A 17,764-nucleotide genomic window follows, 5' to 3' on the forward strand; every position below is an offset into this window, starting at 1 on the left:
AGGTCAGAAGCGATACGACACGCCGGCGGAAACGCTGCGTCCGTTACCGGCGGTGAACGTTGGTTGCGCGGCGGTGGCCTGCAAACGGGTGACATAGGAGCTGGCGTAGCGACGGTCGCCGAGGTTGTCGCCTTGCAGGTTGAAGGTCCAGTGATCGTCCATTTCATAAATCGCCTTGAGGCCGAACAGGGCGTAGCTGTTTTGCTCCAGGCCCGGCGTATTGACGTGGTCCACCGGGGAGCCATCGGGCAACCAGTAGACGTTGCCACCCACCTGCCAGCGGCCGAACTTGCGCATCACTTCGGCGTCGACCATGTGGCGCGGCACACCGGCGATGCGATTGCCGTCCAGATCGCCATCGACGAACCGGAAGTCGCTGTATGTCCAGGCCAGTCGGTAGCTGTAATGGTCGTCGTTGCCATGCAGGCCCAGCTCCACGCCCTGATGACGCGTGCGATCGGCGTAGTTGTAAGTGCCGGTACGAACCCCCGAGGCATCGGTGGTGGCGATCAGTTCGTCTTCAATCTCCGAGCGATAGACCGTGATGTCCCAGTTCAATAGCGGATGCACGTTGCCTTGCACACCGACCTCGAAGGTGCGGGCTTTTTGCGCGCGCAACTTGAGCAGGTCGGTGCTGGTGGTGTTCGCGTTGGCGGCATTGACCTCGCTGGTGACGATTTCCCAGAACGTCGGCACTTCCCGTTGGGTGCTGAGCGTGGCGTACCAGCGGATTTGCTCGTTGGGCCGCCAGTTGACGCCAATCTTGGGCGCCAGCCAGTCCCAATCCTGGTCCAGCCGATTGCCCGTGTTTTTTTCCTTGGCATCCCGCTGGCTGTCGGTGTAGCGCAAGCCGGCCAGCAGCGACCACTCGGCGTCGATGTTCCAGGTCAGTTCGAGGTTGGAAAACAGGTTGCGGGCTTGCAGCTCATAGTCGCCAAAGTGGCTCAGACGCGAGCCATTGACCGGCGAAACGGCGTAGAACGAACGGTCGATATCGCTGTGGTCCACGCCGGTGGCGAAGCGGTAGTCGAGGTCCCCGACGCTGCCATCCAGTGCCCATTGCGCACCGACGGTATCGGTTTTACTCGGGGTATCGACCAACAGGTTTTTGAAACCGTCGTTGGTGGTCTGGTAGTAGACGCCGAGTGTGTGGTTCAGTTCGCCCTGGGTCCAACTGCTGCGGTTGACCAGGCGTGTGCGTTCGATATGGCGGCTGGGGTCGCGGGCATACACGTTCAACTGGCGGTCCTGCGGCGTGTTGCCATCGCCCATGACGCCGTCCGGATCGCTGTCGATACGGCTGCCGGGCACCACGAATGGAATGTCGAAATCCAGGTCGGCCCAGGACAGGTAGGTGCGGTTCTCGAAACCGCTGTCGGTGCGCAGGCCGACGTTGCTACTGAACGTTCGGCGTTGCGACTGCGAGTGATGGCGGAAGCCGTCGTAGTCGTCACCGGTGACGCTGATGCGGCCGTCCAGTTGGTCCTGGGCGCCACCCAGCGCGGCTTGCCAGCCCAGGCGACCGAAGCTGCCACCTTCCAGGCGCAGTGCACCGTTTTCATCGCGGCCGGTGAGGGTGCGGAAATTGACTTCGCCACCCAGTGCCGAAGCGGCCGGGTTCTGAGCATTGCCACCGCGCAGGGCGCTGACCCACGCGCTGTTGCGCGGCTCGAGCAAGCCGATGATGAATGAACCGTCGGCGTCGTTGACCGGCAGGCCGTCCTCCAGCAACAGCACGCCACGGCTGATCGGGTTGCTCTGGATGCCCGAGCCGCGGATGTTGAATCGTGGCTGGTCGATGCCGCCGGAGAAATCCTGGATGACGATCCCCGGCTGGTAGCCGAGGGCGTCACGCAGGCTGCCGAGCCGGGTTTCGCGATTCGGCTGGGCGAAATTGGTGCCGCCGGGCACAGTGGCCAGGCGGGCCGTTTCCTGTTCGGCGCTCGGGGCCAGCACGTCACGGGGTTGTGCGCGGCCTGTGATGTCGATGACGGGCAGATTGACCACGCTGTCGTCGGCCTGGGAGTAACCGACGGGCAAAGCGAAGCCTAGCGCGGCGACCATGGCCGTCGCGCGGGGGAAGTAATCGGTCATGCTGTTCTCTCGATAGCGAGCAGATTGGTGGTGTCTGGAGGGTGTTGCCGGTCAGGGTGGCAGCGCCTCCAACGGCTGGCCGTGGGCGTCCTGCCAATGTCCCTGGCCGTCGATCAATACCAGGCGTCGCTGCACCAGCGGCGCCAGCTCCTGGGGGTGGTGGCTGACACATATCAATGCCGCGGCGCGGGCGGCCAGCCATTGCTGGCAGAGCTCGGCCAGGGTCTGGCGCAGCGTCGGATCAAGGGCGCTGAAGGGCTCATCGAGCAGCAACAGATCAGGCTCGACCGATAACGCGCGCGCCAGTCCCAGACGTTGCGCCATGCCACCGGATAACTGCGCCGGCCAGCGCGTGGCGCTGTCGCTCAACCCGACACGGGCCAGCCACTGCCGTGCTTGCTGCTGCGCCTGCGCCGGTTCCAGGCCACGGGCGAGCAGCGGGATCACCAGGTTATCCAGGGCGTTGCGCCACGGCAGCAAGGTCGGCTGCTGGAAGGCAATCGCGATGCGCTCGAAGCTGTTGTGCCACGTGCCCTGATCGACCGTTTGCAGGCCGCAGGCCAGGCGCAGCAAGGTGCTTTTACCGCTGCCACTGGCGCCGACCAGACCAATGCGTTCGCCCGGCTTGAGGCACAGCGACAGGTTGTGCAGCACGGTCGTCTGCCCATACCGGACGGCGATTTCCCGAGCTTCAATCATGGGGCACCCGATTCCATGCGCTCAGTCGCCGTTGCAGGGGTTGCAGCAGCGCGAATTCGAGCAGCGCCACCAGCAGCAGGACCAGCAGAACCCAGGCGTATAAGGTGCCGCTGTCGAACGCGCTCTGGGCATTGGCCAGGGCAAAGCCGATGCCTTCCTGGGCGCCGAGCACTTCGGCCATCACCACGATGCGAATGCCCGAGGCGCCGGCGATCAGCAGGGCCGCGCACAACGGTCCGGCCAATGCCGGGATGTACAGATGACGCAAGCGCAGGACGAAACCGAAGCGGTACACCCGCGCCATCGCCAGCAATTGCGGGTCGAGCAGCGCCATGCCGCGTACGGTGTTGACGTACACACCTGGCGCCAGGACCACGGTGGTCATGAAAATCACCATGGCGCTGCCCATGCCGAACCACATCATTGCCAGCACCACGACCACCACGGGTGGCGTAGCCATCAGCACCCAGCGCAGGGGCTCGAGCAAACCGCGAACCCGCCCATCGAGGCCGGCCAGCAGACCCAGGCCGAAGCCGAGGAGGGTGGCGCCGCCGATACCGATCAGAATGCGCAGCAGGCTGATGCCTAACTGGGCCCGCCACTGGCTGTCCTGCATGAGCTGCCACAAGCGTTCGACCGCCACCATGGGAGTGGCGGCCAGCAATGCGCCGAAGCGCCATGCCAGCAACCACCAGCCAGCCAACAGCAGCACCGTGCCGAGCAGCGCCCAGCGTCTGGATGTGTGGCTCATGGCGCGTACAACCCCGCGTCGGGCAACCTTCCGCCGATCAGTTCGGGGGCCTGGATGAACAGTAATTGATAGAACGCCTGCAACTGCGCGTGCACCTGGTTGGCTGGCCGCGGGTCGAGCGGGCTATGGGCAATCGACTGCTCCAGGGCCTCGATGGACAGGTGGGGCAGGTAACGGTGCGCCAGTTCGGCGCAGGCGCGTTGTTGCTGTTGGCACCACTGGCTCGCATCCTGATACGCCTGGGCAACACTGGCCAGCAGCGCCTTGTCGCTGACCACGGCGCCGGACGCCATCAGCCCGGCCTGGGGCAGTTGCGCCTGCTCGGGGAAACTGTCCGCCCACAGTGCTTGCAGGCTCTTGACCCGATACAAGGGTGCCGCGCCGGGTTGTCGCGCATTGCGTTCCAGCAGCACGGACACCGACGGTTCCACCAGCAGGGCATGATCGGCCTGGCCGGACAGCAACTGGTTGACCGCTGACGGGAAGTCGCGCGCGGAGCGAATCTTCACCTCGCGCCCGGCCTTCCAGCCCTGGGCCGCGAGCAGGCGATCGACGACGATGCCGGGCATGTCATGGCGCAGCGGGACCACCAGTTCCTTGCCGCGCAGGTCACTGAAGTCGCGCACGTTCGGATCACGGCTGACCAGCCAATGCACGCCCCACGCCGATACCGTCAGCAGGCGAACGGCTTGCCCTCGGTTGTAGAGATTGGCCGGCACGGTGCTCGGCGCGGCGCTGAAATCGACCTGGCCAGCCACCAGCAATGCTCGCAGTTGCTCGCCATTCTGCCAGAGCTGAAAACGCACCTCGCGTGCCTGGGCGGCCAGGGCGTTCTGCTCAATCAGACGGAACAGCGGAAAGCTGACCACCGAGGGCGGGCCGGCCAGATTGAGTACGGCACGCTCCGGCTCCGGCTCTGCCACCGCCGCGAGGCTGGCAGACAAGACGAGGGAGAGGAAAAACTGTCGCATGGTGCACGTACTCGCAATTAACGATATGTATTATCGTTTGCATTATTGGCCTGCTTGCAGCGGGATGAAAATGACAAAAGTCAGAAACGATCATCAGCGACGTGCATAGCTACCGCACGTCAATCCGCTGCGGGGTTGGCCAATGAAACATCGCGTCGACTGCTGGCAGATCATGCAGGGGCGTCGAGCGCAAGATAAACAAACTTAAATAATATTAATGGAGGGCTGTTAATACGCAGATGGCGAATAATTCATCGGATCAGATGGCGCGGTGTTTTGTGCGGATGATGGGAGAGGAATATAAATCTGTGCGGGCTCTGACGATTTGGCAATGTGACTCGTAAGTTGATTGCGACCTCGCCATTATTCATGGATGATTTATTCACGACTTCGTGGTTGCCAGTTTGAAGCGAAATAAGTGATATGGCTCTGGGTTGCGTAGTCGTTGTTTCGTACCCAAAGTCTGAAATTCTGCACTCGACCCTACCTCCAGCTCAACACAGGACATTAGAATATGGACTCACTGAGTGGCGTCACCATCAATCAGAACTTCATCCCCTCCAGCAGAGAATTGCAAGTCAGGACAGAAGCACGGCCTGCGTCCAGTGCCGTGGATTCCGCAGCTGAAACAGGAGGCAGCAGCAACCGAAACTCGGTAGCAGTGACTATTTCAGTAGAAGGGCTTAAAGCATCTTCGTCTGCTCAAAAATCGGGTAACTCGGCATCCAATGAAGCAAAACAGATCGAGAAAATTCGTGAGCGTATAAAGGAATTGCAAAAGCAGATCCAGGAACAGCAGGCGCAACTGCAAGCGATACAAGCTGATCAACGCCTGTCCGCTGAAGAAAAAACGTCACGTGTGAGTGCGATAAACCAACAGTTGGCGAGTCTCAATGGCAACCTGGCCGGCGCAACGGCACAGCTGATGGAAGCCCTGAAAGGTGCTGGGACAGCGAAGGGTGCTGATGCCGTGCAACCATTGCCTTTCGTGCAGCATGATCCGATGCCGGCATCATCCAGCTCCAGCTGAACAGTTTCAGGAAACGTATCATTAGCAAGTTTCGGATGAGGCTCTATAGGTGGTGCCGAACACATTTCGGTGCCGCCTCTCCAAGAGTTTTGGGAATGCTGATCTGCAATGGATCTTCTGGCCCATCGTTCGTCTACTGAACTAAGTCCTTATTTTTTTTGCTTTGATGGCCAGGCGGAGGACGTACAGGCCGATAACAAAATCCACGCTGGCACAGAACATTGGATACCAACCGGGTGCCGCAGGATTTATGAAGAACCATTCGTGAGTCAGGTCATACAGGGCATGTAATATCCATAAAGCACCTATCACCATCAAGGTCTGTGGCGTACTGCTCAGGACCAGCAGAAGTCCGCCCGCGATGAAGGGAATGCCGAATATCAACTCATCGAATCCAACTGTGGCTTCTCCCGCGTAAAACGCAAAAAAACTGTAAATGCCTGGTAAGGCAACGAGAGTGATTGCATACAGCCAATGTTCACCATGAACCCTGCGCGCGAATAAAATCGCAAAAACGGCGAACAGCAAACCGCAAATGCCAGCAATCATACTTTTTCTCACTCTTCATGTTCGTCAGTTAGCAGTCCCAGGCCGTGGGCTCGCGCTGATCGTGTCCTGGAGGATAGGGCATGGGTGGACTGGCAGGGGATGGTGACGAAACAATTGCCAATCCTCGTCCTCCCAACGCTATGTATTATCATTTACATCATCTGCCCGCTCGCCACTGGATAAAAATGACAAATGTCAGAATCGGCCATCAGCCACTGCTGGATTTACTGCAAGCCCATCCGCTCCTGGGGGCGTCCAACGAAGCCTCGCGGCAACTACTGGCCGCTCATGCAACGCCGTGCAGCGCCGAACGTGGCCATCGGCTGTACGACCAGGGTGATTCGGCGACCCGTTGCCTGTTTATCGAGAGTGGCGAAGTCTGTCTGGTGTGTTACACCGAACAGGGCGAGGAATATGTCCGCAACCATTTCAGTGCCGGCAGTCTGGTCGCACTCCCCGTGATGTTCATGGAGCATGGCTGTTACCCGGCGAGCGCTGTCGCTTCGGGTACGGTGAAAGGTTATTGGCTGACGCGCAAATCTTTTCTCGAAGCCTGTCATCAGGACGGGCCACTGGCACTCGCCTGTTTGCGCTATACCAGCGAAATGCTGCGCCAGAGCCTGATCAAAAGCTATTCGCTGGCGACCACGGATTGTCCCCGTCGGCTTGCCGAGTACCTGCTCGAGTTGTACGCCAAACACAATGTCACCGCGTTGGAGTTACCACTGAAGATCGGGCAGCTCGCAGCCAACCTGGGCATGCGCGGAGAAACGCTCAGTCGGGTTCTGGCGAGCTGGCGTCAGCAGGAACTGGTCAGCGGCCGGGGCAACAAAATTACCATTCTTGATCTGGAACGTTTACGCCTGATCGGTCAAGTGACAGGTCGCTGACGGGATTTTTCCAGCGATATCCATTCCTCCACCTGCCAACACGCGAGATGACGCACGATGCAAGCGCTTATCGGCGGTTCCATGCAGAACAGCAATAAATGCAAAAAACTGCGCAACAATTGCAGAGATTGAATTCTGAAATTTAGTGATAGTAAAGGGAGGGGCTCAAATAAGTCTTTGATTAGTAGCGCTTTTGTCACGAGGATGATCGGCGTCGCTGTCTGGGGTTTGTAAACATGAAAAATTTACCAGTGCGCAAAGTCGTGGAAGGTGCGTGTCATGACTCAGCAAGATCCAATGTTCGGGACTGCGGCAGATGACGGGTTTGATGTGGTTCTGCTGTTCGGCCCTTATCGTTTGTATCCCGTCCAGCGGCGCTTGGAACGATCTGGCGAGGCCGTTCCGATTGGAAGTCGAGCATTGGACATTCTGGTTGTTCTGGTCAGGGAGGCGGGTAGCGTCATCAATAAGCGAATTTTGATGACCAAGGCCTGGAAGAACATCGTCGTCGATGAAAGCAACCTGAGGGTCAATATAGGTTTGCTGCGCAGAATCCTGGGGGAGGGCGAGAGCGGGAGCCGCTACGTTGCTAACATTCCGGGGCGCGGCTACAGCTTTGTCGCGAAAGTCACTCGTCTGGATTCGATGTCGCGCCTCGAGTTGGCGACTGAAAGGCGTCGCCTGATCGCTGCTGTACCGGCTCTCGGCCCAGCTCAATTGGTCGGACGTGAAACCGATCTTGATTTGCTCGCTTCGGCGATATTGGATCATCGCTGCGTGTCAATCGTAGGGCCAGGGGGCATAGGCAAGTCGACGGTGGCGATGGCCTGTGCTCAAAGGCTGATCGACGAATACTCCGCTGAGGTGCATTGCCTCAATCTCGATTCGCTCGCCCAACCCCACTCACTCGTCCGATCGCTGATGGGCGCGCTTGGGATCGAGCAGGATGGAAGTGACCCCGTTAGCGCGATCACCAGGCGCTTGGCAGGTGCCAGCACCGTTCTGGTCTTCGACAATTGTGATGAGTCGCTGGGCGAGGTCTCGACACTGGTCGAGGCCCTTTGCGAACACGGCGCTGAACTACATGCGCTGGTGACTAGCAGAGAAGCGCTACGAGTCAATGGTGAATTCACCTATCGCCTGAGTTCTCTTGACGTTCCGCCCAAAGGGATGTTGTTAACGGTTGTCGAAGCGAGGGCCTTCTCAGCCATTGAACTGTTCATCGGAAAGTGCATGGCGACCGCGTCTCTTTGCGAGTTCACCGACGAAGATGTTCCACGCATTGCCGAGATTTGTTCGCGGCTGGATGCCAACCCATTAGCGATCACGCTGGTCGCTTCACGTGTCGTGACATTTGGTCTGGCCGGCACGCAGGCGTTGCTTAACAGCAGCTGTCGGTTGTATTGGAGCGGACGACGCAACGCCATCTCCCGCCACCAGACACTCAAAGCCATGCTTGACTGCAGTTTTAACGCGCTAAGTGGCGATGAACAGCAGCTGCTGTATCGACTTTCGGCGTTCGGGGGGAGGTTCAGCCTCGCCGATATCCAGGCTATGAGCGATAAAATGCCGGATTTCGCGGCATTGGTCGGCTTGTTGGACGCTCTGGTCGGTAAGTCTGTGCTGATGCCCCAAGCTACCCCCAGCGGTGTTATGGAGTTCCGTATGTTTGAAAGTGTTCGGATCTTTCTGCTGGAAAAAGTTTTGAAGGGCGAAACCCGCAAACGCGAGGCATCATATTGTGAGAGCCAGCAGGGCAGCCTGCGGCGCCAAGGCTCGGTGGGGTGAGGTTGTGACAGAGCCGGCCGTCTTTGCAGAAAGTTTGCAGGAGCACAGGCTCCTGCAAACGTTGTTGAGCAATTATCCGAGTTCGGCCAGCGCGTTGGCCACGCCATCACCGTAGGCAGTATCAGCTTTGCTGCAGTTGGCGATGTGTCGCAGTTGCACATCGCGGGACACAGAGTGAAGCGAGCGGGCGGTATTCTCGAAGAGCGCCTTTTTTGCCTGATCGGTCATTTGCCTGAACAGGTTGCCAGGCTGCTCGTAGTGGTCGTCGTCGACGCGATGATCCCAGTGACCTGCTGAGCCATGAAGGTCCAGTGACGGTTCACGCCACTCGGGTTGGTCCAGCCATTCCCCCTGACTGTTTGGCACATAGGACAGCGTGCCGCCGTGATTGCCATCGACACGCATGGCACCATCGCGGTGAAAACTGCGGACCGGGCAGCGGGGTTGATTGACGGGTATCTGGCTGTGGTTGACACCCAAGCGATAACGGGCAGCGTCGCCATACGAAAACAGCCGTCCCTGGAGCATGCGGTCCGGTGAGAACCCGATACCTGGAACGATGTTGGCAGGGCTGAAAGCGGCCTGTTCAACCTCGGCGAAGACATTCTCGGGGTTGCAATTGAGTTCGAAGAAGCCTACTTCGATCAACGGGTAATCGCCATGTGGCCAGACCTTGGTCAGATCAAATGGGTTGACCGGATGGCTGTTTGCCTGGGTTTCAGTCATGACCTGGATGTAAAGCGTCCACCGTGGATAGTCCCCAGCTTCGATGCTGTCGAAGAGATCGCGGTGATGGCTTTCACGATCTTCGCCGACCAAATGCCTCGCTTGTTCATCACTGAGATTGGCGATGCCTTGTTGAGTCTTGAAGGTGAACTTGACCCAGTGCCGTTGATTGTTGGCGTTGATGAGGCTGTAGGTATGGCTGCCGAAACCGTGCATATGCCGGTAACTACGCGGAATCCCGCGCTCGCTCATGACGATGGTGACCTGGTGCAGCGCCTCGGGCAGGGAAGACCAGAAGTCCCAGTTGTTCTGCGCACTGCGCAGACCGGTACGCGGGTCGCGTTTCACCGCGTGGTTCAGATCCGGAAAGCGTAGCGGATCACGGAAGAAAAACACCGGCGTGTTATTGCCCACCAGATCCCAGTTCCCCTGCTCAGTGTAGAACTTCATGGCAAAACCACGAATGTCACGCTCGGCATCGGCCGCACCACGCTCGCCCGCCACAGTGGAAAACCGCGTGAACATCGCCGTCTGTTTTCCGATTGCACTGAAAAGGCTGGCCTTGGTGTAACGGGTGATGTCATGGGTCACGGTGAAGGTGCCGTAAGCGCCGGCGCCCTTGGCATGCATGCGCCGCTCGGGGATTACTTCCCGATCAAAGTGGGCGAGTTTTTCCAGCAGCCAGATGTCCTGAAGCAAGGCAGGTCCGCGGGGGCCTGCTGTTTGGGTATTGAAGTTGTCAACGACGGGAGCTCCGTTGGCCGTTGTCAGTTTTTTGTTCGACATGGCGTAGCCTCACGAGGGTTTCAATCGAAAAAGAGCTACGGGCCTCAACCAGAGGTGAATGGCAGTTGTGGTCACCAGGAAGACCATCACCTCGAGTTTTCAACCGGCTGGCGCCGGGGGAGGCCGTAGCTAAAAGCGGAGAGCGAACAAGGGAACGCGCAGTGCTTAACTGCGCAGGAAGGCCAGCAGGTCCTGGTTGCACTGATCCTTATGGGTTTCAGTCAGACCGTGCGGTGCGCCCGGATACACTTTGAGCAACGCGTGCGGCACGAGTTTTTTCGAAGCGCGACCGGCTGCATCGATCGGTACAATCTGATCGTCATCGCCGTGGATGATCAGTGTTGGCTTGTCGAATTTCTTCAGGTCTTCAGTGAAGTCGGTTTCAGAAAATGCCTTGACGGAGTCGTAGGTATTCTTGAAGCCTCCCGTCATGCCCTGCCACCACCAGGCGTCGATCATTCCCTGAGAGACTTTGGCACCCGGACGGTTGAATCCGTAGAACGGGCCACTCGGGATGTCTTTGAAAATCTGGGAGCGGTCGGCAAGCATGCCGTTGCGGATGCCATCGAACACCTCGATCGGCAGACCACCGGGGTTTTTCGGGGTTTTGACCATTTGCGGTGGTACAGCGGATATCAGGCTGATTTTTGCCACGCGGGAGGTGCCGTGGCGCCCGATGTAGCGCGCGACTTCGCCACCACCGGTAGAGAAGCCGACGACGGTGACGTTGCGCAGATCGAGCGTGTTGATGACCGTGGCAAGATCATCTGCGTAATGATCCATGTCGTTACCGTCCCACGGCTGACTGGAGCGGCCGTGGCCCCGACGGTCGTGAGCGATGACCCGGAAGCCCTGGGAGGCGAGGAAGTATGCCTGGTAGTCCCAGCTATCGGCGTTCAGCGGCCAGCCATGACTCAGTGTCACCACCGGGCCGTCCTTCGGTCCCCAATCCTTGTAGTAAATCTCTACGCCTTCTTTGGTCACGATAGTTGACATGTCCTGTGCTCCTTTTTTGGTGGACGAAGCGTTTTTGCTGGATACCTGAGCTGTCGCACTGGCGGGCAGTGCTGCTACAACGGCTGTGGCCAGACCGCCCAACAACAAGTTGCGACGCACTTTTTCGTCGAGTGAAAGTGAGGAATCGTCTGCCATTTAAATGCTCCTGATGAAGATGGATCAGTCCCGTTGACTGGCCGAAGCACTATGGTCAAGTTCGTTGAAAAGCGGTGTGAAGGGGTGCAAAGAGTTGTTGGTTTTTGGTGTGCCAGGTTGTTTCGCTGCGACAGCGACAGCAGGTTGTTTTCGCTAGTGACTTGCCTCGAACGTCTCAGCAATGTGAAACTTTGCCGCGATCTATCGAGCAACATAGTCGTGAAATCGAAATGACCGACCCGCGCTTCAAGACTGAAAAATACAGTTCATCGCGGCTGCTGATCTCATCGGCGGGCCGCAACTGGAGTGGGCTGGTTGCCGAGGTGCGCAGCCACAGTGACGGCGTCATCGCTAAAAATAGCCGCCAACCCACGACTGAACTGGTGTTCGACACCCGAGGCGAGAATGGCGCGATCGTGACGCGCAAGGCCTACGATATGGTTGAGCAGACGCCATCGAAGAGGGGCATGACATGGATTTGTCCTGAAGGCATTCAGGAGGACCTGGTTTTACTCTCCGCCGCAATGCCCGGCTTGCTGCATGTGCACCTGCACCCTGATCAATTTGGGGGGCAAGCCTTGGGCGACGGGTTCGACGGTGGCGAGTACTCGACGATACGCTTCGAACGCGGCTTCGAAGATGATCTGATCGCGAGCATCGGTCATGCCATTTTTGTCGAGTTGTACAACCCCAGCCACGCAGGGACCCTGCTGGTCGAGACGCTCGCGTGCAGCGTCGCCGCGCGGCTGCTACAGCGCTTTACCAGCACTTCGCCGTCGCGCCTCTCGTCACTGGATGTCGTAGCGCACCCCGGGATGAAACGCATTCGTCAGGTGATGGATTACATCGAGGACAATATCGAGTCGACGATCACTCTTGATGATATGGCCGCCGTCGCCTATCTCAGTCGCTTTCACTTCTCTCGTGCATTCAAGGCGGCTACCGGCAAAACCCCATACAGCTACGTCACCGAACGGCGCATGGAACGAGCCCGGCATTTACTCAGGCACAGTGCACATACTGTTGCGGGCGTTGCGATGGCGTTGAGCTTTTCCTCCCAGGCGACCTTCAGCCGAGCCTTTCGGCAGTACACAGGACAGACGCCAAACGAGTTCGCCAAACATTCACGCACGAGGCGCGAAGGCGTCGTTTGAATCGGCGGCCATCTCGATGTACTCGAGCATCTTCTCGTTGCCATCGAGAATGTCACAGCAGATCGCCGCCCGAGCCGCCGCGCCGTCGCGCCGCTTGAGGGCGTCGAGCACTTCCCAGTGATGGTCGATGGCCATCCGCTCGTTGAAGTTGCCATAAGCGCGGGCGATCAGGGGGCCGGTGCGCATCCACAGGCTATCGAGCAAGCCGGCCAGTACCGGCATGCGGGCGATGGAGGTCAACGCGTAGTGAAATTGCTGGTTGCACTTGAGCGCCGCCTGCAAGTCCTGGGCGTTGATCGCGGCGATGTTCTGTTCGATGCAGGCTTGCAGGTCCTCGAGTTCGCTGTCGGTGACCAGCGTGGCGGCCGTCTCCGCAGCCAGGCCTTCAAGCGCCAGGCGGATGCTGCGGATCTCGCCGTATTGCGCGGCCGTGAGAATGGGCACGCGGATGTCCCGTGGGGTCTTGAGGATCAGCGCCTGTTCCTTGGCCAGTTGCAGGATCGCATCGCGCACCGGGGTCACGCTGGTGCCCAGTTGCTCGGCCAGGTCGCGGATGCGCAGGCGATCGTCCGGCTGGAACCGTCCGGTGATCAGGGCTTCGCGCAGCAGCTCATAGATGCCGCTGCCCAGGTACGAATGATTGAGGGTTTGAATGGGGTAGCTCATTGATCGCTCATCTGCGGCGGATGCCCGGCCCGAATGATGGGAGTTTCCGGCCGGGATTTCCAGATTATTTCAGACGTGCTGACCACCGTTGACGTGAATCTCCGAGCCGTTGATGTACGACGCGCCTCGGGTGCAGAGGAAATGCACCAGGGAGGCGACTTCTTCCGGCTTGCCCAGGCGGTGCATTGGGATCTGCTGATCGACGATCAGCTCGGTGCCGGCGGACAGGATCGACGTCTCGATTTCACCGGGGGCAATCGCGTTGACACGCACGCCGTGGGGGCCGAAATCGTGGGCCATCTCCCGGGTCAGCGCGGCCAGTGCGGCTTTCGAGCAGGCATAGGCGACCCCGGCAAACGGGTGCACCCTGGAACCTGCAATCGAGGTGACGTTGATCACCGAACCTTGCGCAGCCTTGAGCTCATCGAACAGTCCCTGGGCCAGCAACGCCGTGGAAAACAGGTTGACGTTGAACACGCTGAGCCAGGTGGCGTAATCGGATTCCAGCACGCCCAATCGTGCGCCGGCTTCGCCTTTGGGTGAAATGCCGGCGTTGTTCACCAGGGCATCGAGGCGTCCGCCGAGTTTCTCCCGAATCAATGGCAGGCTGCTGCGCACCTCATCGATGTCTTCCAGGTCCAGGTGGATGTGATTCAGCTCGCCTTCAGCCCAGGGGCAGCCTTCGGTCCAATTCTGTCGCGACGCGGTAAACACACGCCAGCCCGCGGCGTTGAAGTGTTTTACCGTCGCATGGCCGATGCCACGGCTCGCACCAGTGAGGAGGAGGGTTCGTTGCTCGGTCATACAGGTGCTCCTGAGGAAGGGGTGGAGTGGTGAGACTATACCAATAAAAATTATGATGCATCATATTCCAAATGTGTTACTAATGAGCCGCGCCTCGGAATCAACGCCGTGCGCCGGCCACCAGGTGCAAGACACCCGGCGCTGACCGAAATATTGCTGCCAAAAACAAAAAAACCACCTGCCATCCCTCACAGCTGCCGCTCACGCACGTAGCGAATTCGGAGAGACGCATGAACAGCAAAATCGCAACCGTACTGATGCTTGGAATGCTTGCCGGCCCATTGAGCGCCGCTGAAAAACTGACCGTGGTGTCCTTCGGCGGCAATAACCGCCAGGCCCAGGAAAAAGCGTTCTACAAACCGTTCACCTCAGAAAAGAAAGTGGCGATCACCGCCGATGACTACAACGGCGAAATGGCCAAGATCCGGGTCATGGCCGACACCGGAAAAACCAGTTGGGACGTGGTCGAGGTCGAATCCCCCGAACTTCTGCGCGGTTGCAGCGAAGGGCTGTTCGAGCCATTGGACTGGTCGCGCATCGGCAAGAAAGAGGACTTTATCCCGGCCGCCGTCAGCGATTGCGGGGTGGGTATCTTCATCTGGTCTACCGTTCTGACATACGACCCGAAAAAACTCGCCAGCGCGCCACAAGGCTGGGCGGATTTCTGGGACGTGAAGAAATACCCCGGCAAGCGCGGCCTGCGCCGTGGCGCCAAGTTCACCCTGGAGTTCGCCCTGCTGGCCGATGGCGTGGCCAAGGAAGATGTGTACACCTTGCTCGGCACCGAGGAGGGCGTGCAGCGGGCGTTCCGCAAACTGGATCAGATCAAACCCGACATCCAGTGGTGGGAATCCGGCGCCCAGCCGTTGCAATGGCTGGCGGCGGGCGACGTGGTGATGACCTCGGCCTACAACGGGCGTGTCACCTCGGCGCAGGCGGAGGGACAATCGTTTGAAATGCAGTGGAATGGCAGCCTGTACGACCTCGACCACTGGGCGATCGTCAAAGGCTCACCGAACAAGGCCCTGGCAGAAGACTTCATCGCCTTCGCCAGCGCGCCGGTGCAGCAGAAGCATTTTGTCGAGGCCATTCCGTACGGGCCAAGCAACACCAAAACCGTGGCGCTGGTCGATGAAGCGGTGGGCAGCAAACTGCCGACTTCACCGGATAATCTGAAAAACGCCCGGGCCACGGATGCCGAGTTCTGGATCGACCACGGTGAAGACCTGGAAGAGCGCTTCATCGCTTGGGCCAACAAGTAATGCAAGGGGCCTGCGCGAGCAGGCCACATCACCGAAGCGAGGAGTTACGAACAATGCCGCTTGAGAAAGTATCGGCGCCACCCTGTCTGCTGGAGGCGGCACCTGCCCGGGTCAGTGAGGGGCAGGTCCTTGAGGTCCTTGCGCAGCACTACGCGATCAGCGGAAAACTCGAGCGACTGGGCGGCGAGCGCGACCTGAATTTCCGGGTCATGCTCGCGGACGGTTCGTCGCGTCTGTTCAAGTTGTCCCATCCATTGGAAAACCCGCAAGTCGTGGACTTCCATAACCAGGCCATGCTCCAGATCGAGCGTAACGATCCGACGTTGCCGGTGCAGCGTGTCTTTCCATCGCTCAGCGGGCGCTTCGTGGAGCCCGTCGAAATCCAGGGACAGCGCATGCAGGTCCGTCTCCTGTCCTTCGTTGACGGCTTGCCGCTGCACCACGTCGCCCATACATCGGTGAATTTCAGGCAGAACCTGGGGCAAGCGCTGGCGCGTTTCGACCTGGCACTGGGCGGCTTCAGCCATCCTGCGGCCGGGCACGTCCTGCTGTGGGACATGCAACATTCCCAGCGTCTCAGACCCCGGCTGAAACACATCGAGCCTGGCGCTCGTCGCGACCGGATCGAACACAGCCTGGACCGCTTCGAGGCCGAGGTGTCAGGCCGGTGCGCCACGCTGCGTCATCAGGTCATTCACAACGACATGAACCCGCACAACGTCATCGTCGATCCGGAGCAGCCGGATGTGCTGCGCAACATCCTGGATTTTGGCGACATGGTCCACGCGCCGTTGGTCAACGAAGTCGCGGTCGCTGCATCGTATCAACTGGGGGTGTCCGGCGATGTCCTGGCGCCCGCACTGGACATGATCCGCGCCTATCACCAGGTCAATCCTCTCACCGGCGAAGAGCTGCAACTGCTGCCGGTGCTGATCTCCACACGCCTGGCGTTGTCGTTGTGCATCAATTACTGGCGGGCCGACCTGCACCCGGATAACCGCGAGTACATTCTGCGCAACGCCTACCGCGCACAGGACAGCCTGGCGGGTTTGTCCGCGATGTCTTGCGCCGAAGTCCACGACAGAATCCTTGCCGCTTGCACCCAGGAGGTTGGCGCATGAGCATGATCAACGGTTTCACTTCAGAAGATGCCGATCGCCTGTCAGACAAGGAAAAACGCCTTGTCGAACGCCGGGCACGGTTGCTCGGCCCGGCCTATCGATTGTTCTACGAACACCCCTTGCACACGGTGCGCGGTGAAGGTGTGTGGCTGTATGACGAACAAGGCCGGCGGTATCTGGATGCCTACAATAACGTGGCGTCGGTGGGGCATTGTCATCCCCGGGTGGTCGAGGCGATCAGCCGGCAGGCCGCGCAACTCAACACCCACACTCGCTACTTGCAGGAGGGCATGCTCGATTACGCCGAGCAACTGCTGGGCACCTTTCCCGATCACCTCGAGCGCGTCATGTTTACCTGCACCGGCAGCGAGGCCAACGACCTGGCGTTGCGCATCGCCAAGCAGTTCACTGGCGGCAGCGGGGTGATCATCACCCGCTTTGCCTATCACGGCGTCACGGGTGATATCGCCGAGCTTTCCCCGTCGCTGGGCCCGAGCATGTTTCTGCCGCCCCACGTGCGCACCGTTCGTGCCCCCGATGCTTATCGGCTGGGTGAGGATCAGGTGGCCTCGACCTTCGTGGCTGACGTCCGTGCGGCCATCGATGACCTGCGCAAACACGGCATTCGTCCGGCGGCGATCCTGCTCGACGGCATTTTCGCCAGCGATGGCGTCTTTGCCGACCCAACCGGCTGCATCGCCGAAGGCATCGCACTGGCCCAGGCCGAGGGCCTGCTGTACATCGCCGATGAGGTCCAGTCGGGCTTCGCCCGCACGGGCTTGAACCTGTGGGGATTCCAGCGGCACAACGTGCGTCCCGACCTCGTCACCCTGGGCAAGCCGATGGGCAACGGCCACCCCATCGCCGGCCTTGTCGGTCGTGCGCAAGTGGTCGATCACTTTGGCCAGAACATGCGCTACTTCAACACCTTCGGTGGCAACCCGGTGTCCTGCGCAGCGGGGCAGGCCGTGCTGGACGTCATCCGTGACGAACAGTTGCAGCAGCGCTCGCACACCCTGGGTGAATACCTGTTGACGGGGTTGCGGGAGCTCGCCGAACGTTACCCGATCATCGGTGATGTGCGCGGCGCAGGGATGTTCCTGGGCGTTGAACTGGTCACCGACCGCGCCACAAAAGCGCCTGCTGCCACGCAGACCCGGCAGGTGGTCAACGCGATGCGCGAGCAGGGCGTGTTGATCAGTGCTGCCGGGCCGCTGGAAAACGTGCTGAAGATTCGCCCGCTGTTGGCCTTCGAACAGGAGCATGCGCACTTGTTACTGGAAGCGGTCGGCACGGCGCTGGAAGGGCTGCAGCCGTAGCG

16 protein-coding genes are annotated in these 17,764 nt (G+C 59.7%); 7 read left to right on the top strand and 9 right to left on the bottom strand.

Going from position 1 to position 17,764, the window contains the following annotated elements:
• Positions 1–3 precede the first annotated feature (3 nt).
• The 4 genes from AB4O36_RS09275 to AB4O36_RS09290 are packed head-to-tail and all read right to left on the bottom strand — an operon-like array spanning position 4 to position 4,515.
• Positions 4–2,094 carry a TonB-dependent receptor family protein gene (locus AB4O36_RS09275; RefSeq protein WP_460141549.1) on the bottom strand — a complete coding sequence of 697 codons (2,091 nt, stop codon included), beginning with the start codon at positions 2,092–2,094 and terminating at the stop codon, positions 4–6.
• A 51-nt stretch (positions 2,095–2,145) separates the two neighbouring features.
• A complete protein-coding gene (locus tag AB4O36_RS09280; protein WP_460141550.1) occupies positions 2,146–2,793 on the bottom strand; it encodes an ABC transporter ATP-binding protein in 648 nt (215 codons plus the stop codon).
• Positions 2,786–3,544 (bottom strand): ABC transporter permease, encoded by a 759-nt coding sequence (locus AB4O36_RS09285; RefSeq protein WP_460141551.1) that lies wholly within the window; start codon positions 3,542–3,544, stop codon positions 2,786–2,788. The genes AB4O36_RS09280 and AB4O36_RS09285 overlap by 8 nt, the downstream gene beginning before the upstream one ends.
• A complete protein-coding gene (locus AB4O36_RS09290; protein WP_460141552.1) occupies positions 3,541–4,515 on the bottom strand; it encodes an ABC transporter substrate-binding protein in 975 nt (324 codons plus the stop codon). The genes AB4O36_RS09285 and AB4O36_RS09290 overlap by 4 nt, the downstream gene beginning before the upstream one ends.
• Before the next feature lie 514 nt (positions 4,516–5,029).
• On the opposite strand from AB4O36_RS09290, the gene AB4O36_RS09295 reads away from it, so the two are divergent.
• Positions 5,030–5,545 carry a hypothetical protein gene (locus tag AB4O36_RS09295; RefSeq protein WP_460141553.1) on the top strand — a complete coding sequence of 172 codons (516 nt, stop codon included), beginning with the start codon at positions 5,030–5,032 and terminating at the stop codon, positions 5,543–5,545.
• A gap of 141 nt (positions 5,546–5,686) precedes the next feature.
• Here AB4O36_RS09295 and AB4O36_RS09300 read toward each other — a convergent pair whose 3' ends face one another.
• Positions 5,687–6,094 carry a hypothetical protein gene (locus AB4O36_RS09300; protein ID WP_460141554.1) on the bottom strand — a complete coding sequence of 136 codons (408 nt, stop codon included), beginning with the start codon at positions 6,092–6,094 and terminating at the stop codon, positions 5,687–5,689.
• An 80-nt stretch (positions 6,095–6,174) separates the two neighbouring features.
• Here AB4O36_RS09300 and AB4O36_RS09305 point away from each other — a divergent pair, with 80 nt between their 5' ends.
• Positions 6,175–6,984, top strand: a complete 810-nt coding sequence (locus AB4O36_RS09305) for a Crp/Fnr family transcriptional regulator (protein WP_460141555.1) — start codon at positions 6,175–6,177, stop codon at positions 6,982–6,984.
• A gap of 279 nt (positions 6,985–7,263) precedes the next feature.
• Positions 7,264–8,772, top strand: coding sequence for an ATP-binding protein (locus AB4O36_RS09310; RefSeq protein ID WP_460141556.1), 1,509 nt, complete (start codon positions 7,264–7,266; stop codon positions 8,770–8,772).
• Between the two features lie 72 nt (positions 8,773–8,844).
• Here AB4O36_RS09310 and AB4O36_RS09315 read toward each other — a convergent pair whose 3' ends face one another.
• Together AB4O36_RS09315 and AB4O36_RS09320 are read right to left on the bottom strand one after the other, a co-directional pair.
• On the bottom strand, positions 8,845–10,284 hold the full coding sequence (locus tag AB4O36_RS09315; RefSeq protein WP_460141557.1) for a catalase: 1,440 nt from the start codon (positions 10,282–10,284) through the stop codon (positions 8,845–8,847).
• Between the two features lie 165 nt (positions 10,285–10,449).
• Positions 10,450–11,280, bottom strand: coding sequence for an alpha/beta fold hydrolase (locus AB4O36_RS09320; protein ID WP_460142129.1), 831 nt, complete (start codon positions 11,278–11,280; stop codon positions 10,450–10,452).
• 386 nt (positions 11,281–11,666) lie between these two features.
• Between AB4O36_RS09320 and AB4O36_RS09325 the strand changes: the two genes are divergently transcribed.
• Positions 11,667–12,590 (top strand): helix-turn-helix domain-containing protein, encoded by a 924-nt coding sequence (locus tag AB4O36_RS09325; RefSeq protein ID WP_460141558.1) that lies wholly within the window; start codon positions 11,667–11,669, stop codon positions 12,588–12,590.
• Here the strand turns inward: AB4O36_RS09325 and AB4O36_RS09330 are convergent.
• A complete protein-coding gene (locus AB4O36_RS09330; RefSeq protein ID WP_460141559.1) occupies positions 12,561–13,256 on the bottom strand; it encodes a GntR family transcriptional regulator in 696 nt (231 codons plus the stop codon). The genes AB4O36_RS09325 and AB4O36_RS09330 overlap by 30 nt on opposite strands.
• Positions 13,257–13,325: 69 nt before the next feature.
• Complete coding sequence (locus AB4O36_RS09335) at positions 13,326–14,060, bottom strand: SDR family NAD(P)-dependent oxidoreductase (RefSeq protein ID WP_010466155.1); 735 nt, start codon at positions 14,058–14,060, stop codon at positions 13,326–13,328.
• 230 nt (positions 14,061–14,290) lie between these two features.
• Here AB4O36_RS09335 and AB4O36_RS09340 point away from each other — a divergent pair, with 230 nt between their 5' ends.
• Genes AB4O36_RS09340 through AB4O36_RS09350 form a run of 3 tightly spaced genes read left to right on the top strand, consistent with a single transcriptional unit; the run spans position 14,291 to position 17,762 of the window.
• Positions 14,291–15,322 (top strand): ABC transporter substrate-binding protein, encoded by a 1,032-nt coding sequence (locus tag AB4O36_RS09340; RefSeq protein WP_010466153.1) that lies wholly within the window; start codon positions 14,291–14,293, stop codon positions 15,320–15,322.
• A gap of 53 nt (positions 15,323–15,375) precedes the next feature.
• Positions 15,376–16,443: a phosphotransferase gene (locus AB4O36_RS09345; RefSeq protein ID WP_460141560.1), complete on the top strand. Its 1,068-nt coding sequence runs from the start codon at positions 15,376–15,378 to the stop codon at positions 16,441–16,443.
• Positions 16,440–17,762 carry an aspartate aminotransferase family protein gene (locus AB4O36_RS09350; protein WP_460141561.1) on the top strand — a complete coding sequence of 441 codons (1,323 nt, stop codon included), beginning with the start codon at positions 16,440–16,442 and terminating at the stop codon, positions 17,760–17,762. Before AB4O36_RS09345 ends, AB4O36_RS09350 begins: the two co-directional genes overlap by 4 nt.
• Positions 17,763–17,764 lie beyond the last annotated feature (2 nt).

Source organism: Pseudomonas sp. S2_E01, assembly GCF_054668365.1.